Raw genomic sequence first — 14337 nt, forward strand, 5'->3', positions numbered from 1 at the left:
TACGCCGACTAATGTTAACCCTCTGGAGCTGTTAGTGTCCTCATTGCCGGTCGCCGTCATTCTTCCTGAGCTTCTCGCTGCCTTACACCATGCCCCGCAGGTTTTGCTGAATGCCCCTACGGGCGCGGGCAAGTCCACCTGGCTGCCGCTGCAGATTCTGAAAGACGCAAATATCAGCGGGAAAATTATCCTGCTGGAGCCGCGCAGGCTGGCCGCGCGCAACGTGGCGCAGCGTCTGGCGGAACTGCTGAATGAAAAACCGGGCGAAACGGTAGGTTACAGGATGCGTGCCGAGACCTGCGTTGGTCCGACCACGCGTCTTGAAGTGGTCACCGAGGGTATTCTCACCCGCATGCTGCAAAACGATCCGGAGCTGACCGGCGTCGGGCTGGTGATCCTGGATGAGTTCCACGAGCGCAGCCTGCAGGCGGATCTGGCCCTCGCGCTGTTGCTGGACGTGCAGCAGGGGCTGCGCGACGATCTCCGGCTGCTTATTATGTCGGCCACGCTGGATAACGAGCGGCTACGACAGGCATTACCCGATGCGCCGGTCATCAGCTCGGAAGGGCGGGCGTTTCCGGTTGAACGCCGCTATCAGCCGCTTCCCTCCCATCAGCGTTTTGACGAGGCCGTCGCCATTGCCACCGCTGAGCTGCTGCGCCAGGAAGCCGGTTCCCTGCTGCTGTTTTTGCCGGGCGTCGGTGAAATCCAGCGCGTGCAGGATCAGCTTTCTACCCGCGTAGGCGCCGACGTGCTGCTTTGCCCGCTCTACGGCGCGTTGTCGCTACAGGATCAGCGTAAAGCCATCCTTCCGGCCCCGGCGGGGCAGCGCAAGGTGGTGCTGGCAACCAACATTGCTGAAACCAGTTTGACCATTGAAGGGATTCGCCTGGTGGTGGATAGCGCGCAGGAGCGGGTGGCAAGCTTTGATCCGCGTACCGGGCTGACTAAACTCCTGACGCAGCGCATCAGCCAGGCGTCGATGGTGCAGCGCGCGGGCCGCGCGGGGCGTCTTGAGCCGGGCATATGCCTGCATTTGACCAGCGCGGAGCAGGCTGAACGCGCCGCACAGCAAAGCACGCCGGAAATTTTACAAAGCGATTTGTCTGGTCTGGTGATGGATCTGCTCCAGTGGGGCTGCCCGAACCCTGAGCAGCTCACCTGGCTTAATCCTCCCCCTGTCGTAAACCTCACCGCTGCGCGCACGTTGCTGACCCAGCTCGGCGCGCTGGAAGGCGAGCGTCTGACGGCGCGCGGCCAGAAAATGGCGGCGCTGGGCAACGATCCGCGTCTGGCCGCGATGCTGGTGGCCGCACAAGGGGATGATGAAATTGCCACGGCGGCAAAACTGGCGGCTATTCTTGAGGAGCCGCCTCGCGGTGGCAGCAGCGATCTGGGGCAGGCGTTTTCGCGCAGCCAGGGGAACTGGCAGCAGCGGGCGCAGCAGTTGTGTAAACGCCTGAATAGCCGGGGAGGTGCGCCTGACAGCGATAAGATTGCCTTCCTGCTGGCCCAGGCCTTCCCGGACAGGATTGCGCGTCGGCGCGGGCTGGACGGTCGCTACCAGCTGGCAAACGGCATGGGGGCGATGCTGGACAGCGATGATGCGCTGACGCGCCACGAATGGCTGATCGCCCCGCTGCTGCTGCAGGGCAGCCATTCTCCGGATGCGCGTATCCTGCAGGCGATTGCCGTAGAGATTGACGCCCTGACGCGTGCCTGTCCGCAGCTGCTTCAGCAATCTGATACCGTGGAATGGGATGACGCCCAGGGCACGCTGAAGGCCTTTCGTCGCAGCCAGATTGGTAAATTGACGTTAGGAACGAAGCCGCTGGCGAAGCCGTCGGAAGACGAGCTTCACCAGGCGATGCTGAACGGAATTCGGGAAAAAGGGTTGAGCGCCCTGAACTGGACGCCGGAAGCGGAGCAATACCGCATTCGTCTGCACTGCGCCGCGAAGTGGCTACCGGAATACGGTTGGCCTGCGGTGGATGACGAGACGCTGCTCGCTACGCTTGAGCGCTGGCTACTGCCGCAAATGAGCGGCGTACACTCTCTGCGAGCCCTTAAGGCGCTTGATGTTAAGACCGCGTTACAGAATTTACTGGACTGGTCATTACGTCAACGTCTGGATAGTGAACTGCCAGGGCATTACACTGTGCCGACCGGAAGCCGGATTGCCATCCGTTATCATGAGGATAATCCGCCGGCGCTGGCGGTTCGGATGCAGGAGATGTTTGGTGAAGCTACCACGCCGTCCATTGCGGAAGGGCGTGTGCCGTTAGTGCTTGAGCTGCTGTCGCCTGCGCATCGTCCATTACAAATCACCCGAGATTTGGGGGCGTTCTGGGCGGGAAGCTACCGTGAAGTGCAGAAAGAGATGAAGGGGCGATATCCCAAACATGTCTGGCCGGACGATCCGGCGAATACGGCGCCGACGCGGCGAACGAAGAAATATTCGTAAAAGGGGAGTGCGGCCTGATGCCCTCACCCCGGCCCTCTCCCACGGGGAGAGGGAGAAAACAAATTTTGAGAGATTTCTTCTTTCACAGGCCTGTGAAAGAAAAGAAAATCTGGCCTTTGCGCCTGAAAGTTGCGGAGAAAAAGCATGGCGGGGAATGACCGCGAGCCAATAGGACGTAAGGGAAAACCAACGCGTCCGGCGAAAGAAAAGGTAAGCCGTCGTCGCCTCAGAGATGAGGACTATGACGATGACTATGAAGACGATTATGAGGATGAAGAACCGATGCCGCGTAATGGAAAAGGCAAAGGGCGTAAGCCTCGGGGCAAACGCGGCTGGTTCTGGCTGCTGCTGAAGCTGTTTATTGTTTTTGTCGTGCTGATGGCGATTTACGGCGTGTATCTGGATCAGAAGATCCGCAGCCGTATCGACGGTAAAGTCTGGCAGCTACCTGCGGCAGTGTATGGCCGTATGGTGAACCTTGAGCCAGATATGTCCATCACCAAAAACGAGATGGTCAAACTGCTGGAAGCCACCCAGTATCGTCAGGTGTCTAAAATGACCCGTCCTGGCGAATTTACCGTGCAATCCAACAGCATTGAGATGATCCGTCGTCCGTTTGATTTCCCGGACAGCAAAGAGGGGCAGGTGCGCGCGCGTCTGACCTTTGACGGCGATCGTCTGGACACCATCGAGAACATGGATAACAACCGTCAGTTCGGTTTCTTCCGCCTCGATCCGCGTCTGATCACCATGCTTTCGTCAGCAAACGGCGAGCAGCGCCTGTTCGTGGCGCGTAACGGCTTCCCGGATCTGCTGGTTGATACCCTGCTGGCAACCGAAGACCGTCACTTCTACGAGCACGATGGCATCAGCCTCTACTCGATTGGTCGTGCGGTACTGGCTAACCTGACTGCCGGTCGCACCGTGCAGGGGGCGAGTACGCTGACCCAGCAGCTGGTGAAAAACCTGTTCCTCTCCAGCGAACGCTCTTACTGGCGTAAAGCGAACGAAGCCTACATGGCCGTGCTGATGGATGCGCGCTACAGCAAGGATCGTATCCTTGAGCTGTACATGAACGAGGTGTACCTCGGTCAGAGCGGCGATAACGAAATCCGCGGCTTCCCGCTGGCGAGCCTGTACTACTTTGGCCGTCCGGTGGAAGAGCTGAGCCTGGACCAGCAGGCGCTGCTGGTGGGCATGGTGAAAGGGGCGTCCATCTATAACCCGTGGCGTAACCCGAAACTGGCGCTGGAACGTCGTAACCTCGTTCTGCGTCTGCTGCAACAGCAGCAGGTGATTGACCAGGAGCTGTACGACATGCTGAGCGCGCGTCCGCTCGGCGTTCAGCCGCGCGGTGGCGTGATTTCGCCTCAGCCTGCGTTTATGCAGCTGGTTCGTCAGGAGCTGCAAAGCAAGCTCGGTGATAAGGTCAAAGATCTCTCCGGCGTGAAGATCTTCACCACCTTTGACTCCGTGGCGCAGGATGCGGCGGAAAAAGCGGCCGTTGAGGGCATTCCGGCGCTGAAGAAACAGCGCAAGCTGAGCGATCTGGAAACCGCGATGGTGGTGGTTGACCGTAACTCCGGTGAAGTTCGCGCCATGGTGGGCGGTGCCGAGCCGCAGTTTGCAGGCTACAACCGCGCCATGCAGGCGCGTCGCTCAATCGGCTCTCTGGCAAAACCGGCAACCTACCTCACAGCCCTGAGCCAGCCAAATCAGTATCGCCTGAATACCTGGATTGCGGATGCGCCGATCTCCCTGCGCCAGCCTAACGGCCAGGTCTGGTCACCGCAGAACGATGATAAACAGTTCAGCGGCCAGGTCATGCTGGTGGATGCGTTGACCCGTTCCATGAACGTACCAACGGTGAACCTGGGCATGTCGCTGGGACTGCCGGCGATTGTCGATACCTGGCAAAAACTGGGCGTGTCGAAAGATCAGCTGCACCCGGTGCCGGCGATGATCCTCGGCGCGCTTAACCTGACGCCGATCGAAGTGGCGCAGGCGTTCCAGACCATTGCCAGCGGGGGCAACCGCGCGCCGCTGTCTGCCCTGCGCTCAGTGATTGCCGAAGATGGCTCCGTGCTGTATCAGAGCTTCCCACAGGCGGAGCGTGCCGTTCCTGCTCAGGCCGCCTATATGACGCTGTGGACGATGCAGCAGGTCGTGCAGCGCGGTACCGGCCGTCAGCTGGGCGCGAAGTATCCGGGTCTGCATCTGGCGGGTAAAACCGGGACCACCAACAACAACGTCGATACCTGGTTTGCCGGTATTGATGGCCGTGAAGTGGTGATCACCTGGGTAGGCCGCGACAACAACCAGCCGACCAAGCTGTACGGTGCGAGCGGGGCGATGTCGATTTACCAGCGCTATCTGGCAAATCAGTCTCCTGTGCCGCTGAATCTGGTTGCGCCGGAAGATATCGTCGATATGGGCGTGGACAGCTCCGGTAACTTCGTCTGCGGCGGCGGAATGCGTACGCTGCCTGTCTGGACCGCAAACCCGGACTCGCTGTGCCAGCAAAGCCAGCCAGAACAGCCAACGGGTAACCCGTTCGACCAGTCTTCTCAGCCACAGCAGCCGCAGCAGCAGAATGAGAAGAAAGACAGCGACGGTGTCGCGGGCTGGATTAAAGACATGTTCGGCGGTAACTAAGCTTTTAAAGCCCTCTTCCCTGGAAGGGGGCTTTTTTACCCGTACACCTCATTTCGTTAACCCTCGCTTTAACTCTGATTAACCCTTCGTTTTCTCTTGATGATTTCTTAAACCCTTAATTCTCATAGGGCCGCTTACTGCTTGCTATGCAACCAGCGTTTCGCATATTATTCTGGCGCTCATAATAATAATTCTCGTTTACGTTATCATTCACTTTCACATCAGAGATTCAACATGGCGCTTTCCAATACTGCTCAGCCAATGAATACGTCGCTGCGTAAGCTCGCGGTCGTCGTCGCCACAGCGGTTGCCGGCATGTCTGCTTATGCTCACGCGGCCGAAACCCCGAAAAAAGAAGAAACCATTACGGTAACCGCAGCTCCTGCGGCACAGGAAAGTGCCTGGGGGCCAGCTGCGACCATCGCCGCACGGCAATCCGCTACCGGGACCAAAACGGATACCCCTATTCAAAAGGTTCCGCAGTCTATTTCTGTCGTCACGGCCGAAGAGATGGCGCTGCATCAGCCGCGCTCGGTGAAAGAAGCCCTGAGCTATACGCCGGGCGTTGCGGTAGGCACGCGCGGTGCGTCTAACACCTATGACTATTTGATCATTCGCGGCTTCGCGGCCGATGGCCAGACGCAGAATAACTACCTCGACGGCATGAAAATGCAGGGGAACTTCTATAACGACGCGGTGATTGATCCTTATATGCTGGAGCGCGCCGAAATCATGCGCGGTCCGGTTTCCGTTCTGTACGGCAAAAGCAGCCCGGGCGGTTTGCTGAACATGGTCAGTAAGCGCCCAACAACCGAGCCGCTGAAAGAGATCCAGTTCAAAGTCGGCACGGATAGCCTGTTCCAGACCGGGTTTGACTTTAGCGATGCGATCGACGACGACGGCGTTTACTCTTATCGCTTAACGGGCGTTGCGCGTTCTAATAACGCTCAGCAGGAGCGAGCGGAAGAGCAGCGTTACGCCATCGCGCCATCGTTCTCCTGGCGTCCGGATGATAAAACCACTTTCACGTTCCTCTCCTACTTCCAGAACGAGCCTGAAACGGGCTACTACGGCTGGCTGCCAAAAGAGGGAACGGTGGAGCCGCTGCCGAACGGCGATCGTCTGCCGACGAACTTCAACGAAGGCGCGAAGAACAATACCTATTCCCGTAACCAGAAAATGGTGGGATATAGCTTCGACCACGAGTTCAACGATACCTTTACCGTGCGTCAGAACCTGCGCTTTGCCGAGAACAAAACCTCGCAAAACAGCGTATACGGTTATGGCGTCTGTACCGATCCGGCAAACAGCGGCAACAAACAGTGTGCCGCGCTAGCGCCATCGGACAAAGGCCATTATCTGGCGCGTAAATACGTTGTCGATAACGAAAAGCTGCAGAACTTTACCGTTGATACCCAGCTGCAGAGCAAATTCTCAACCGGCGAGGTGGACCACGTCCTGCTGACCGGCGTTGACTTTATGCGCATGCGAAATGACATCAACTCCTGGTTCGGTTACGACGACTCTGTTCCGCTGCTGGATCTCTACAATCCGGTGAACAGCGATTTTGATTTCGGCTCAAAAGATCCCGCGACCTCCGGTCCATATCAGATCCTCAACCGTCAGAAACAGACGGGGCTGTACGTTCAGGATCAGGCTCAGTGGGATAAAGTGCTGGTAACCCTGGGCGGCCGTTATGACTGGGCCGATCAGGAATCCTACAACCGCGTGACGAACACCACCTCCAAACGTGATGATACCCAGTTCACCTGGCGCGGTGGCGTTAACTATCTGTTTGATAACGGCGTAACTCCGTACTTTAGCTACAGCGAATCGTTTGAACCGGCTTCGCAGACCGATGCCCAGGGCAAGCTGTTCTCGCCGTCTAAAGGCAAACAGTACGAAGCGGGCGTGAAATACGTGCCGAACGATCGTCCGATCGTCGTCACCGGTGCGTTGTACCAGTTGACCAAAACCAACAACCTGATGGCGGACCCGGCGGGCTCCTTCTTCTCGGTTCAGGGCGGTGAAATCCGCGCGCGTGGCGTAGAACTGGAAGCGAAAGCGGCCCTCTCTGCGAGCGTCAACCTGGTGGGGTCTTATACCTACACCGATGCGGAATACACCACGGACACCACCTACAAAGGCAACACGCCTGCTCAGGTGCCAAAACACATGGCATCGCTGTGGGGCGATTACACCCTGTTTGACGGTGCGCTGTCTGGTCTGACGCTGGGTACCGGCGTGCGTTACACGGGCTCAAGCTATGGCGATCCGGCGAACTCCTTCAAGGTGGGCAGCTACACCGTTGTCGATGCGCTGGTCAGATACGATCTGGCACGCGTTGGCATGGCTGGCTCAAACGTGGCGCTGCACGTGAACAACCTGTTCGATCGTGAGTACGTTGCCAGCTGCTTCAATACCTACGGCTGCTTCTGGGGTGCTGAACGTCAGGTTGTTGCCACCGCGACCTTCCGCTTCTAATCTCTCTTCGGGCACGGTTCGCCGTGCCCTTTTTATTTAAGTTGGCTGATATGCAGGATATTCAAACGCAACCCGACACCACCTTTACGCTCAACCATCTCTCCTTTCGCGTACCCGGGCGCACGCTGCTGCATCCGCTCTCTCTGACGTTTCCGGCCGGTAAAGTGACGGGCCTGATTGGTCACAACGGTTCCGGTAAATCCACGCTGCTCAAGATGCTGGGGCGCCATCAGCCGCCTTCAGAAGGCGATATTCTGCTGGATGACCAACCGCTGGAGAGCTGGAGCAGTAAAGCCTTTGCCCGCAAAGTGGCCTATCTGCCGCAGCAGCTGCCGCAGGCGGAAGGGATGACGGTGCGTGAGCTGGTGGCGATTGGGCGTTATCCGTGGCACGGTGCGCTTGGGCGCTTCGGCGTCGCCGACAGAGAGAAGGTGGAAGAGGCGATTGCGCTGGTCGGGCTAAAACCGCTGGCGCACCGTCTGGTGGATAGCCTGTCCGGCGGCGAACGTCAGCGCGCGTGGATTGCGATGCTGGTGGCGCAGGACAGCCGCTGCCTGCTGCTGGATGAACCGACCTCTGCGCTGGATATCGCCCATCAGGTCGACGTCCTGGCGCTGGTGCATCGCCTGAGCCAGCAGCGTGGCCTGACGGTCATTGCGGTTCTGCACGATATCAACATGGCCGCGCGCTATTGTGACTACCTCGTCGCGCTGCGCGGGGGCGAGATGATTGCCCAGGGGACACCGGCAGAGCTGATGCGCAGCGAAACGCTGGAACATATTTACGGTATTCCGATGGGTATTCTGCCTCACCCGGCCGGGGCTGCACCGGTGAGCTTTGTCTACTGATGCTGAATAACACACGCATTAGCCGCCGTCGCCTGCTGACGGCGATGGCGCTCTCGCCGCTGCTGTTAAAAATGAATACGGCGCGTGCCGCCGCCGTCGATCCGCACCGTATTGTGGCCCTGGAGTGGCTGCCGGTCGAACTGATGATGGCGCTCGGCGTCACGCCCTATGGCGTGGCGGACATTCCTAACTATAACCTCTGGGTGAACGAGCCAAAGCTGCCGGACTCGGTAATCGACGTCGGCCTGCGAACGGAGCCAAACCTTGAGCTGCTCACCCAGATGAAACCCTCGTTCCTGTTCTGGTCCGCGGGCTACGGCCCGTCAGAGGAGACTATGGCGCGCATTGCGCCGGGGCGTGGATTTGCTTTCAGCGACGGTAAAAAACCGCTGGCCGTGGCGAAAAACTCGATTAACGAGATGGCGCATTTCCTCAACCGCGAAGCGGAGGCCAAAAAGCATCTCGACGAATTTGATGCCCTGATCGACTCCCTGAAGCCGCGCTTTGCTCTACGGGGCGATCGTCCGCTGCTGATGGTGACGCTGCTGGATGCCCGCCATATGCTGGTCTTCGGTAAAAACTGTCTGTTCCAGGAGGTGCTGGACAGCTTCGGCATTCGCAATGCCTGGGAAGGGGAGATGACCTTCTGGGGCAGTACCGCCGTGGGTATCGACCGCCTGGCGGCGTTTCGCGATGTGGACGTGCTCTGTTTCGACCACGGTAATGAACGCGACATGCAAACCCTGATGGCGACCCCGCTCTGGCAGGCGATGCCGTTTGTACGAGAGAAGCGCTTCCAGCGCGCCCCGGCGGTCTGGTTCTACGGTGCGACGCTGTCGGCCATGCATTTTGCCCGCGTGCTGGATAACGCCCTGGGAGGTAAAGCATGAGTACGCGTATCGCCCGCTTCCCGGCGCTGCTGTTATCCCTGCTTTTTCTGGTTGCGCTGGCATTAACCGGGTTCAACCTCTCCGCGGCCTTACCACGCACGCAGTGGGGGGCCGCTCTGGCCTCGCCGGATATCGACAATATTCAGCAGATGCTGTTCCACTACAGCCTGCTGCCGCGTCTGGCGATCTCCCTTTTGGTCGGGGCAGGTTTAGGGCTGGTGGGCGTATTGTTCCAGCAGGTGTTGCGTAACCCGCTGGCAGAGCCAACCACGCTCGGCGTCGCGACCGGCGCGCAGCTTGGGATCACCATCACCACGCTGTGGGCGCTGCCGGGAGCGTTAACCTCGCAGTTTGCGGCACTCGCGGGAGCGTGCGTGGTGGGTGCGCTGGTCTTTGGCGTGGCCTGGGGCAAGCGCCTTTCTCCTGTGACGCTTATTCTGGCCGGGCTGGTGGTGAGCCTGTACTGCGGGGCGATTAACCAGCTGCTGGTGCTGTTCCATCACGATCGGCTGCAAAGCATGTTTCTGTGGAGTACCGGCACGCTCACCCAGACCGACTGGAACGTTGTCCTGCACCTGTGGCCGCAGCTGGCTGGCGGCGTCGTGCTGACGCTGCTGCTCCTGCGCCCTCTGACGCTCATGGGGCTGGATGATGGCGTGGCGCGTAACCTGGGGCTGGCGCTGTCGCTGGCTCGTCTGGCGGCGCTGACGCTGGCGATTGTATTGAGTGCCCTGCTGGTAAACGCGGTCGGCATCATCGGGTTTATCGGCCTGTTTGCGCCGCTGCTGGCGAAAATGCTCGGGGCGCGTCGCCTGCTGGCGCGTCTGATGCTGGCGCCGCTGATTGGGGCGCTGATCCTCTGGCTTTCCGATCAGCTTGTTCTCTGGCTGGCGCAGGTCTGGAGGGAAGTCTCCACCGGCTCTGTGACCGCGCTTATCGGGGCGCCGCTGCTGCTGTGGCTGCTCCCGCGCCTGCGCAGCATGAGCGCACCGGCGATGGACGCGGGCGATAAAGTCTACGCTGAACGTCGGTCGGTGCTGTGGTTTAGCCTTGCCGGTCTGGCGGTGCTGATTATCGCTTCGTTTGCGGCGCTCTCATTCGGACGCGATGCGTCGGGCTGGCACTGGGCAACGGGTGATTTACTCAATGAACTGGTGCAGTGGCGCTGGCCGCGTATCTTCGCTGCGCTGATCGCAGGGGTGATGCTGGCGGTGGCGGGGTGCATTATTCAGCGTCTGACCGGCAACCCGATGGCAAGCCCGGAAGTGCTCGGGATCAGCTCTGGCGCCGCCTTTGGCGTTGTGCTGATGCTGTTCTTTGTGCCGGGGAATGCGTTTGGCTGGCTGATGCCTGCAGGCAGTATCGGCGCGGCAGTCACGCTGATGATTATCCTTATTGCCGCCGGTCGCGGCGGATTTTCACCGCACCGCATGCTGCTGGCCGGGATGGCGCTCAGCACCGCGTTTACCATGCTGCTGATGATGCTGCAGGCCAGCGGCGATCCGCGTATGGCGAAGATCCTGACCTGGATTTCCGGCTCAACCTACAACGCCACCGGCAGCCAGGTGGTCTGGTCCGGGATCGCGATGCTCGTACTGCTGGCGATGGTGCCGCTGTGCCGCCGCTGGATGACCATTCTGCCGCTCGGCGGCGAAACCGCGCGCGCGGTGGGAATGGCGCTGACGCCAGCGCGCGTGGCCCTGCTGCTGCTGGCGGCGTGCCTGACGGCTGTGGCAACCCTGACGATTGGACCGCTGAGTTTTGTCGGGCTAATGGCGCCGCACATTGCCAGAATGATGGGGTTCCGCCGGACGATGCCGCATATCGTCATGTCGGCCCTGACGGGCGGGGTGATGCTGGTGTTTGCGGACTGGTGCGGAAGAATGGTGCTGTTCCCGTATCAGATCCCGGCGGGTCTGCTGTCGACCTTTATCGGTGCGCCGTACTTTATTTATCTGTTGAGAAAGCAGAGTCGGTAATCAGGTGCGGCCTGATGCCCTCACCCCGGCCCTCTCCCACGGGGAGAGGGAGAACATCGTAGGCCGGGTAAGCGTTAGCGCCACCCGGCAATGCCCTTACAGCTTCGCAAACACCTTGCGCGCCGCGTCGATGGTGTTGTTGATATCTTCTTCGCTGTGCGCCACGGACATAAAGCCCGCTTCGAACGCGGACGGCGCCAGGTACACGCCTTCGTCCAGCATCAGGTGGAAGAAGCTCTTGAAGCGTTCAACGTCGCACTTCACCACGTCCTGATAGCAGGTCACAGTTTTCGCATCGGTGAAGAAAATCCCGAACATGCCGCCCACGTGGTTGACCACCAGAGGGATACCGGCCTCTTCTGCCGCTTCCAGCAGACCGTTTGCCAGCTGCGAGGTCAGGTCGGTCAGGGTTTCGTGAATGCCTGGCTGTGCCACTTCGGTCAGGCAGGCAAAGCCCGCCGCCATGGCGATGGGGTTACCGGAGAGCGTGCCCGCCTGGTAAACCGGACCTGTTGGCGCCAGGGCTTCCATCACGTCCTTACGACCACCGAATGCGCCGACCGGCATGCCGCCGCCGATGATTTTGCCGAGGCAGGTCAGATCCGGCACGACGTCGTAGTAAGACTGGGCACCCGCCAGCGCCACGCGGAAGCCGGTCATGACTTCATCGATGATCAGCAGCGCGCCGAACTCGTCGCACAGGGCGCGCAGGCCCGGCAGGAAGTCAGGCTGCGGTGGGATACAGTTCATGTTGCCGGCAACCGGCTCAACGATGATGCAGGCGATCTCCTGCGGATATTGCTCGAACGCCGCGCGAACGGTAGCAAGATCGTTGTAGGTGCAGGTCAGGGTGTGCTTCGCGAAATCTGCCGGTACGCCAGGCGAATTCGGCTGGCCGAGCGTCAGCGCGCCGGAACCGGCTTTCACCAGCAGGCAGTCCGCATGACCGTGGTAGCAGCCTTCGAACTTGATGATTTTATCGCGACCGGTAAAACCGCGCGCCAGGCGGATGGCGCTCATGGTGGCTTCGGTACCGGAGTTCACCATACGCACCATGTCCATGGTAGGCACCAGCTCGGTCACCAGCTCCGCCATTTTCACTTCCATTTCGGTTGGCGCACCGAAGCTCAGGCCGCGCTGGGCGGCTTCAATCACCGCGTTACGAATGGCAGGGTGGTTGTGCCCCAGCACCATCGGTCCCCAGGAACCTACATAATCGATATAGGCTTTGCCATCGACATCATACAGATACGCGCCGTCAGCACGTTCGATAAACAGCGGCGTACCGCCCACGCCGGTGAAGGCGCGCACGGGTGAGTTCACGCCACCCGGAATAAGCTCGCGGGCTGCACTGTAGAGGTTTTCAGACTTGCTCATGGCGTCGTTCCTGGTTCGAATAAAATGGTTAAGCCCACTATTCTATGTGATTCGGGGAAGGTTATGAAATTTTTAGCCTGGCAATGCTTTAAGATTTGTTAAGTAATTTTCAGGAGACGGTGGGGCCGTCTCTGGTAAAATCCTTGCGGCTTTTTGTGTGACAAATAAGAACAGGACATGAAATCAGATTCTCCGTCTTTTGAAGAACAACAGTTTACGCGCGCCCAGCACCGAATCAGCATTCGGCGGCTGCTCAATCGCGATAAAACGCCGCTGGCTATCCTGCTGGCCGCTGCCGTGGTGGGCACTCTCGCGGGCCTGGTTGGCGTGGCGTTTGAAAAAGCGGTTAATGCCGTACTCAACTGGCGAGTGGGCACCGTGGCCGGTTTCGCCGACAGCGAATGGCTGGTCTGGGTGTGGGCATTCGGGCTGTCCGCGCTGTTTGCCATGGTGGGGTATTTTCTGGTGCGTAAATTCGCGCCGGAAGCGGGGGGATCGGGCATCCCTGAAATTGAGGGCGCGCTCGAGGAGCTGCGTCCGGTGCGCTGGTGGCGGGTGATTCCGGTTAAGTTCATCGGCGGCATGGGGACTCTGGGCGCGGGAATGGTGCTTGGACGGGAAGGACCCACGGTACAGCTGGGGGGAACGTCGGCCGCATGGTGGGCGATCTGTTTCGGATGCGAAGCGCCGAAGCGCGCCATACGCTGCTGGCAACCGGCGCGGCGGCGGGGCTTTCCGCTGCGTTTAACGCGCCGCTGGCGGGCATTTTGTTCATTATTGAAGAGATGCGCGCGCAGTTCCGCTACAACCTGATCTCGATTAAAGCGGTGTTTACCGGCGTCATTATGTCAAGCATCGTGTTTCGCATCTTTAATGGCGAGGGCGCGGTCATAGAGGTGGGTAAACTGACCAACGCGCCGGTCAACACCCTGTGGCTTTACCTGATCCTCGGCATGATTTTTGGCGTGGTGGGGCCGCTGTTTAACACCTTTATCCTGCGCGCTCAGGATATGTTCCAGCGCATTCACGGCGGGAACACCACGAAATGGGTGCTGATGGGCGGTCTGCTGGGCGGAATGTGCGGCGTGCTCGGGTTTATCGAGCCGAATGCCGCAGGCGGCGGGTTTGGGCTGATTCCCATTGCGGCGGCGGGGAATTTCAGCGTGGGTCTGCTGCTGTTTATGTTTATTTCCCGGGTTATCACGACGGTACTGTGCTTCTCTTCCGGCGCGCCCGGGGGGATTTTTGCCCCGATGCTGGCGCTGGGTACGCTGCTCGGGACCGCATTTGGTATGGCGGCTGAAGTGGGCTTTCCCGCCTATCACCTTGAAGCCGGGACCTTTGCGGTGGCCGGAATGGGGGCGCTGCTGGCCGCGTCCCTGCGTGCGCCCTTGACCGGGATCGTGCTGGTGCTGGAGATGACGGACAATTACCAGCTCATTTTGCCAATGATCATTACCTGCCTCGGCGCGACACTATTAGCCCAGTTCCTGGGGGGAAAACCGTTATACTCCACCATCCTCGCGCGTACCCTGGCGAAACAAGAGGCTGAACGGGCCGCCACGCAGAATACTTGAATGAATTACCAGGGTATTAGATAATGAGACAAAGAATTGGGTGAATTTTACCCAATAGCAGTA

7 protein-coding genes and 1 pseudogene are annotated in these 14337 nt (G+C 59.5%); 7 read left to right on the plus strand and 1 reads right to left on the minus strand.

The features are described from left to right. The first annotated feature begins 34 nt into the window (after positions 1-34). The 6 genes from hrpB to fhuB all read left to right on the plus strand — a co-directional run bounded on the left by hrpB (position 35) and on the right by fhuB (position 11320). The gene (gene hrpB, locus ACMGGX_RS13585) at positions 35-2464 is read left to right on the plus strand and encodes an ATP-dependent helicase HrpB (RefSeq protein WP_348562036.1); all 2430 of its coding nucleotides are present in this window, start codon (positions 35-37) and stop codon (positions 2462-2464) included. A 144-nt stretch (positions 2465-2608) separates the two neighbouring features. Then, positions 2609-5119, plus strand: a complete 2511-nt coding sequence (gene mrcB, locus ACMGGX_RS13590) for a bifunctional glycosyl transferase/transpeptidase (protein ID WP_420298483.1) — start codon at positions 2609-2611, stop codon at positions 5117-5119. 234 nt (positions 5120-5353) lie between these two features. Next, on the plus strand, positions 5354-7603 hold the full coding sequence (gene fhuA / locus ACMGGX_RS13595; RefSeq protein WP_033144662.1) for a ferrichrome porin FhuA: 2250 nt from the start codon (positions 5354-5356) through the stop codon (positions 7601-7603). Between the two features lie 50 nt (positions 7604-7653). Then, on the plus strand, positions 7654-8451 hold the full coding sequence (gene fhuC, locus ACMGGX_RS13600; RefSeq protein WP_033144663.1) for a Fe3+-hydroxamate ABC transporter ATP-binding protein FhuC: 798 nt from the start codon (positions 7654-7656) through the stop codon (positions 8449-8451). Further along, positions 8451-9341, plus strand: a complete 891-nt coding sequence (gene fhuD / locus ACMGGX_RS13605; protein ID WP_126796873.1) for a Fe(3+)-hydroxamate ABC transporter substrate-binding protein FhuD — start codon at positions 8451-8453, stop codon at positions 9339-9341. The genes fhuC and fhuD overlap by 1 nt, the downstream gene beginning before the upstream one ends. Further along, a complete protein-coding gene (fhuB, locus tag ACMGGX_RS13610; protein WP_420298484.1) occupies positions 9338-11320 on the plus strand; it encodes a Fe(3+)-hydroxamate ABC transporter permease FhuB in 1983 nt (660 codons plus the stop codon). The genes fhuD and fhuB overlap by 4 nt, the downstream gene beginning before the upstream one ends. A 96-nt stretch (positions 11321-11416) precedes the next feature. Here the strand turns inward: fhuB and hemL are convergent, their stop codons facing one another. Continuing rightward, complete coding sequence (hemL, locus tag ACMGGX_RS13615) at positions 11417-12697, minus strand: glutamate-1-semialdehyde 2,1-aminomutase (protein ID WP_348562039.1); 1281 nt, start codon at positions 12695-12697, stop codon at positions 11417-11419. Between the two features lie 177 nt (positions 12698-12874). On the opposite strand from hemL, the pseudogene clcA reads away from it, so the two are divergent. Then, positions 12875-14274 (plus strand): annotated as a pseudogene (gene clcA / locus ACMGGX_RS13620) (H(+)/Cl(-) exchange transporter ClcA). Positions 14275-14337 lie beyond the last annotated feature (63 nt).

It is taken from the genome of Enterobacter sp. BNK-29 (assembly GCF_048684785.1).
Taxonomy (GTDB): Bacteria; Pseudomonadota; Gammaproteobacteria; order Enterobacterales; family Enterobacteriaceae; genus Enterobacter; species Enterobacter cloacae_M.

Excerpts from the sequence above, each read along its gene's own strand:
- fhuA (WP_033144662.1), top strand. The coding sequence starts at position 5,354 with ATGGCGCTTTCCAATACTGCTCAGCCAATGAATACGTCGCTGCGTAAG.
- hemL (WP_348562039.1), bottom strand. The coding sequence starts at position 12,697 with ATGAGCAAGTCTGAAAACCTCTACAGTGCAGCCCGCGAGCTTATTCCG.
- mrcB (WP_420298483.1), top strand. The coding sequence starts at position 2,609 with ATGGCGGGGAATGACCGCGAGCCAATAGGACGTAAGGGAAAACCAACG.
- fhuD (WP_126796873.1), top strand. The coding sequence starts at position 8,451 with ATGCTGAATAACACACGCATTAGCCGCCGTCGCCTGCTGACGGCGATG.
- fhuB (WP_420298484.1), top strand. The coding sequence starts at position 9,338 with ATGAGTACGCGTATCGCCCGCTTCCCGGCGCTGCTGTTATCCCTGCTT.
- fhuC (WP_033144663.1), top strand. The coding sequence starts at position 7,654 with ATGCAGGATATTCAAACGCAACCCGACACCACCTTTACGCTCAACCAT.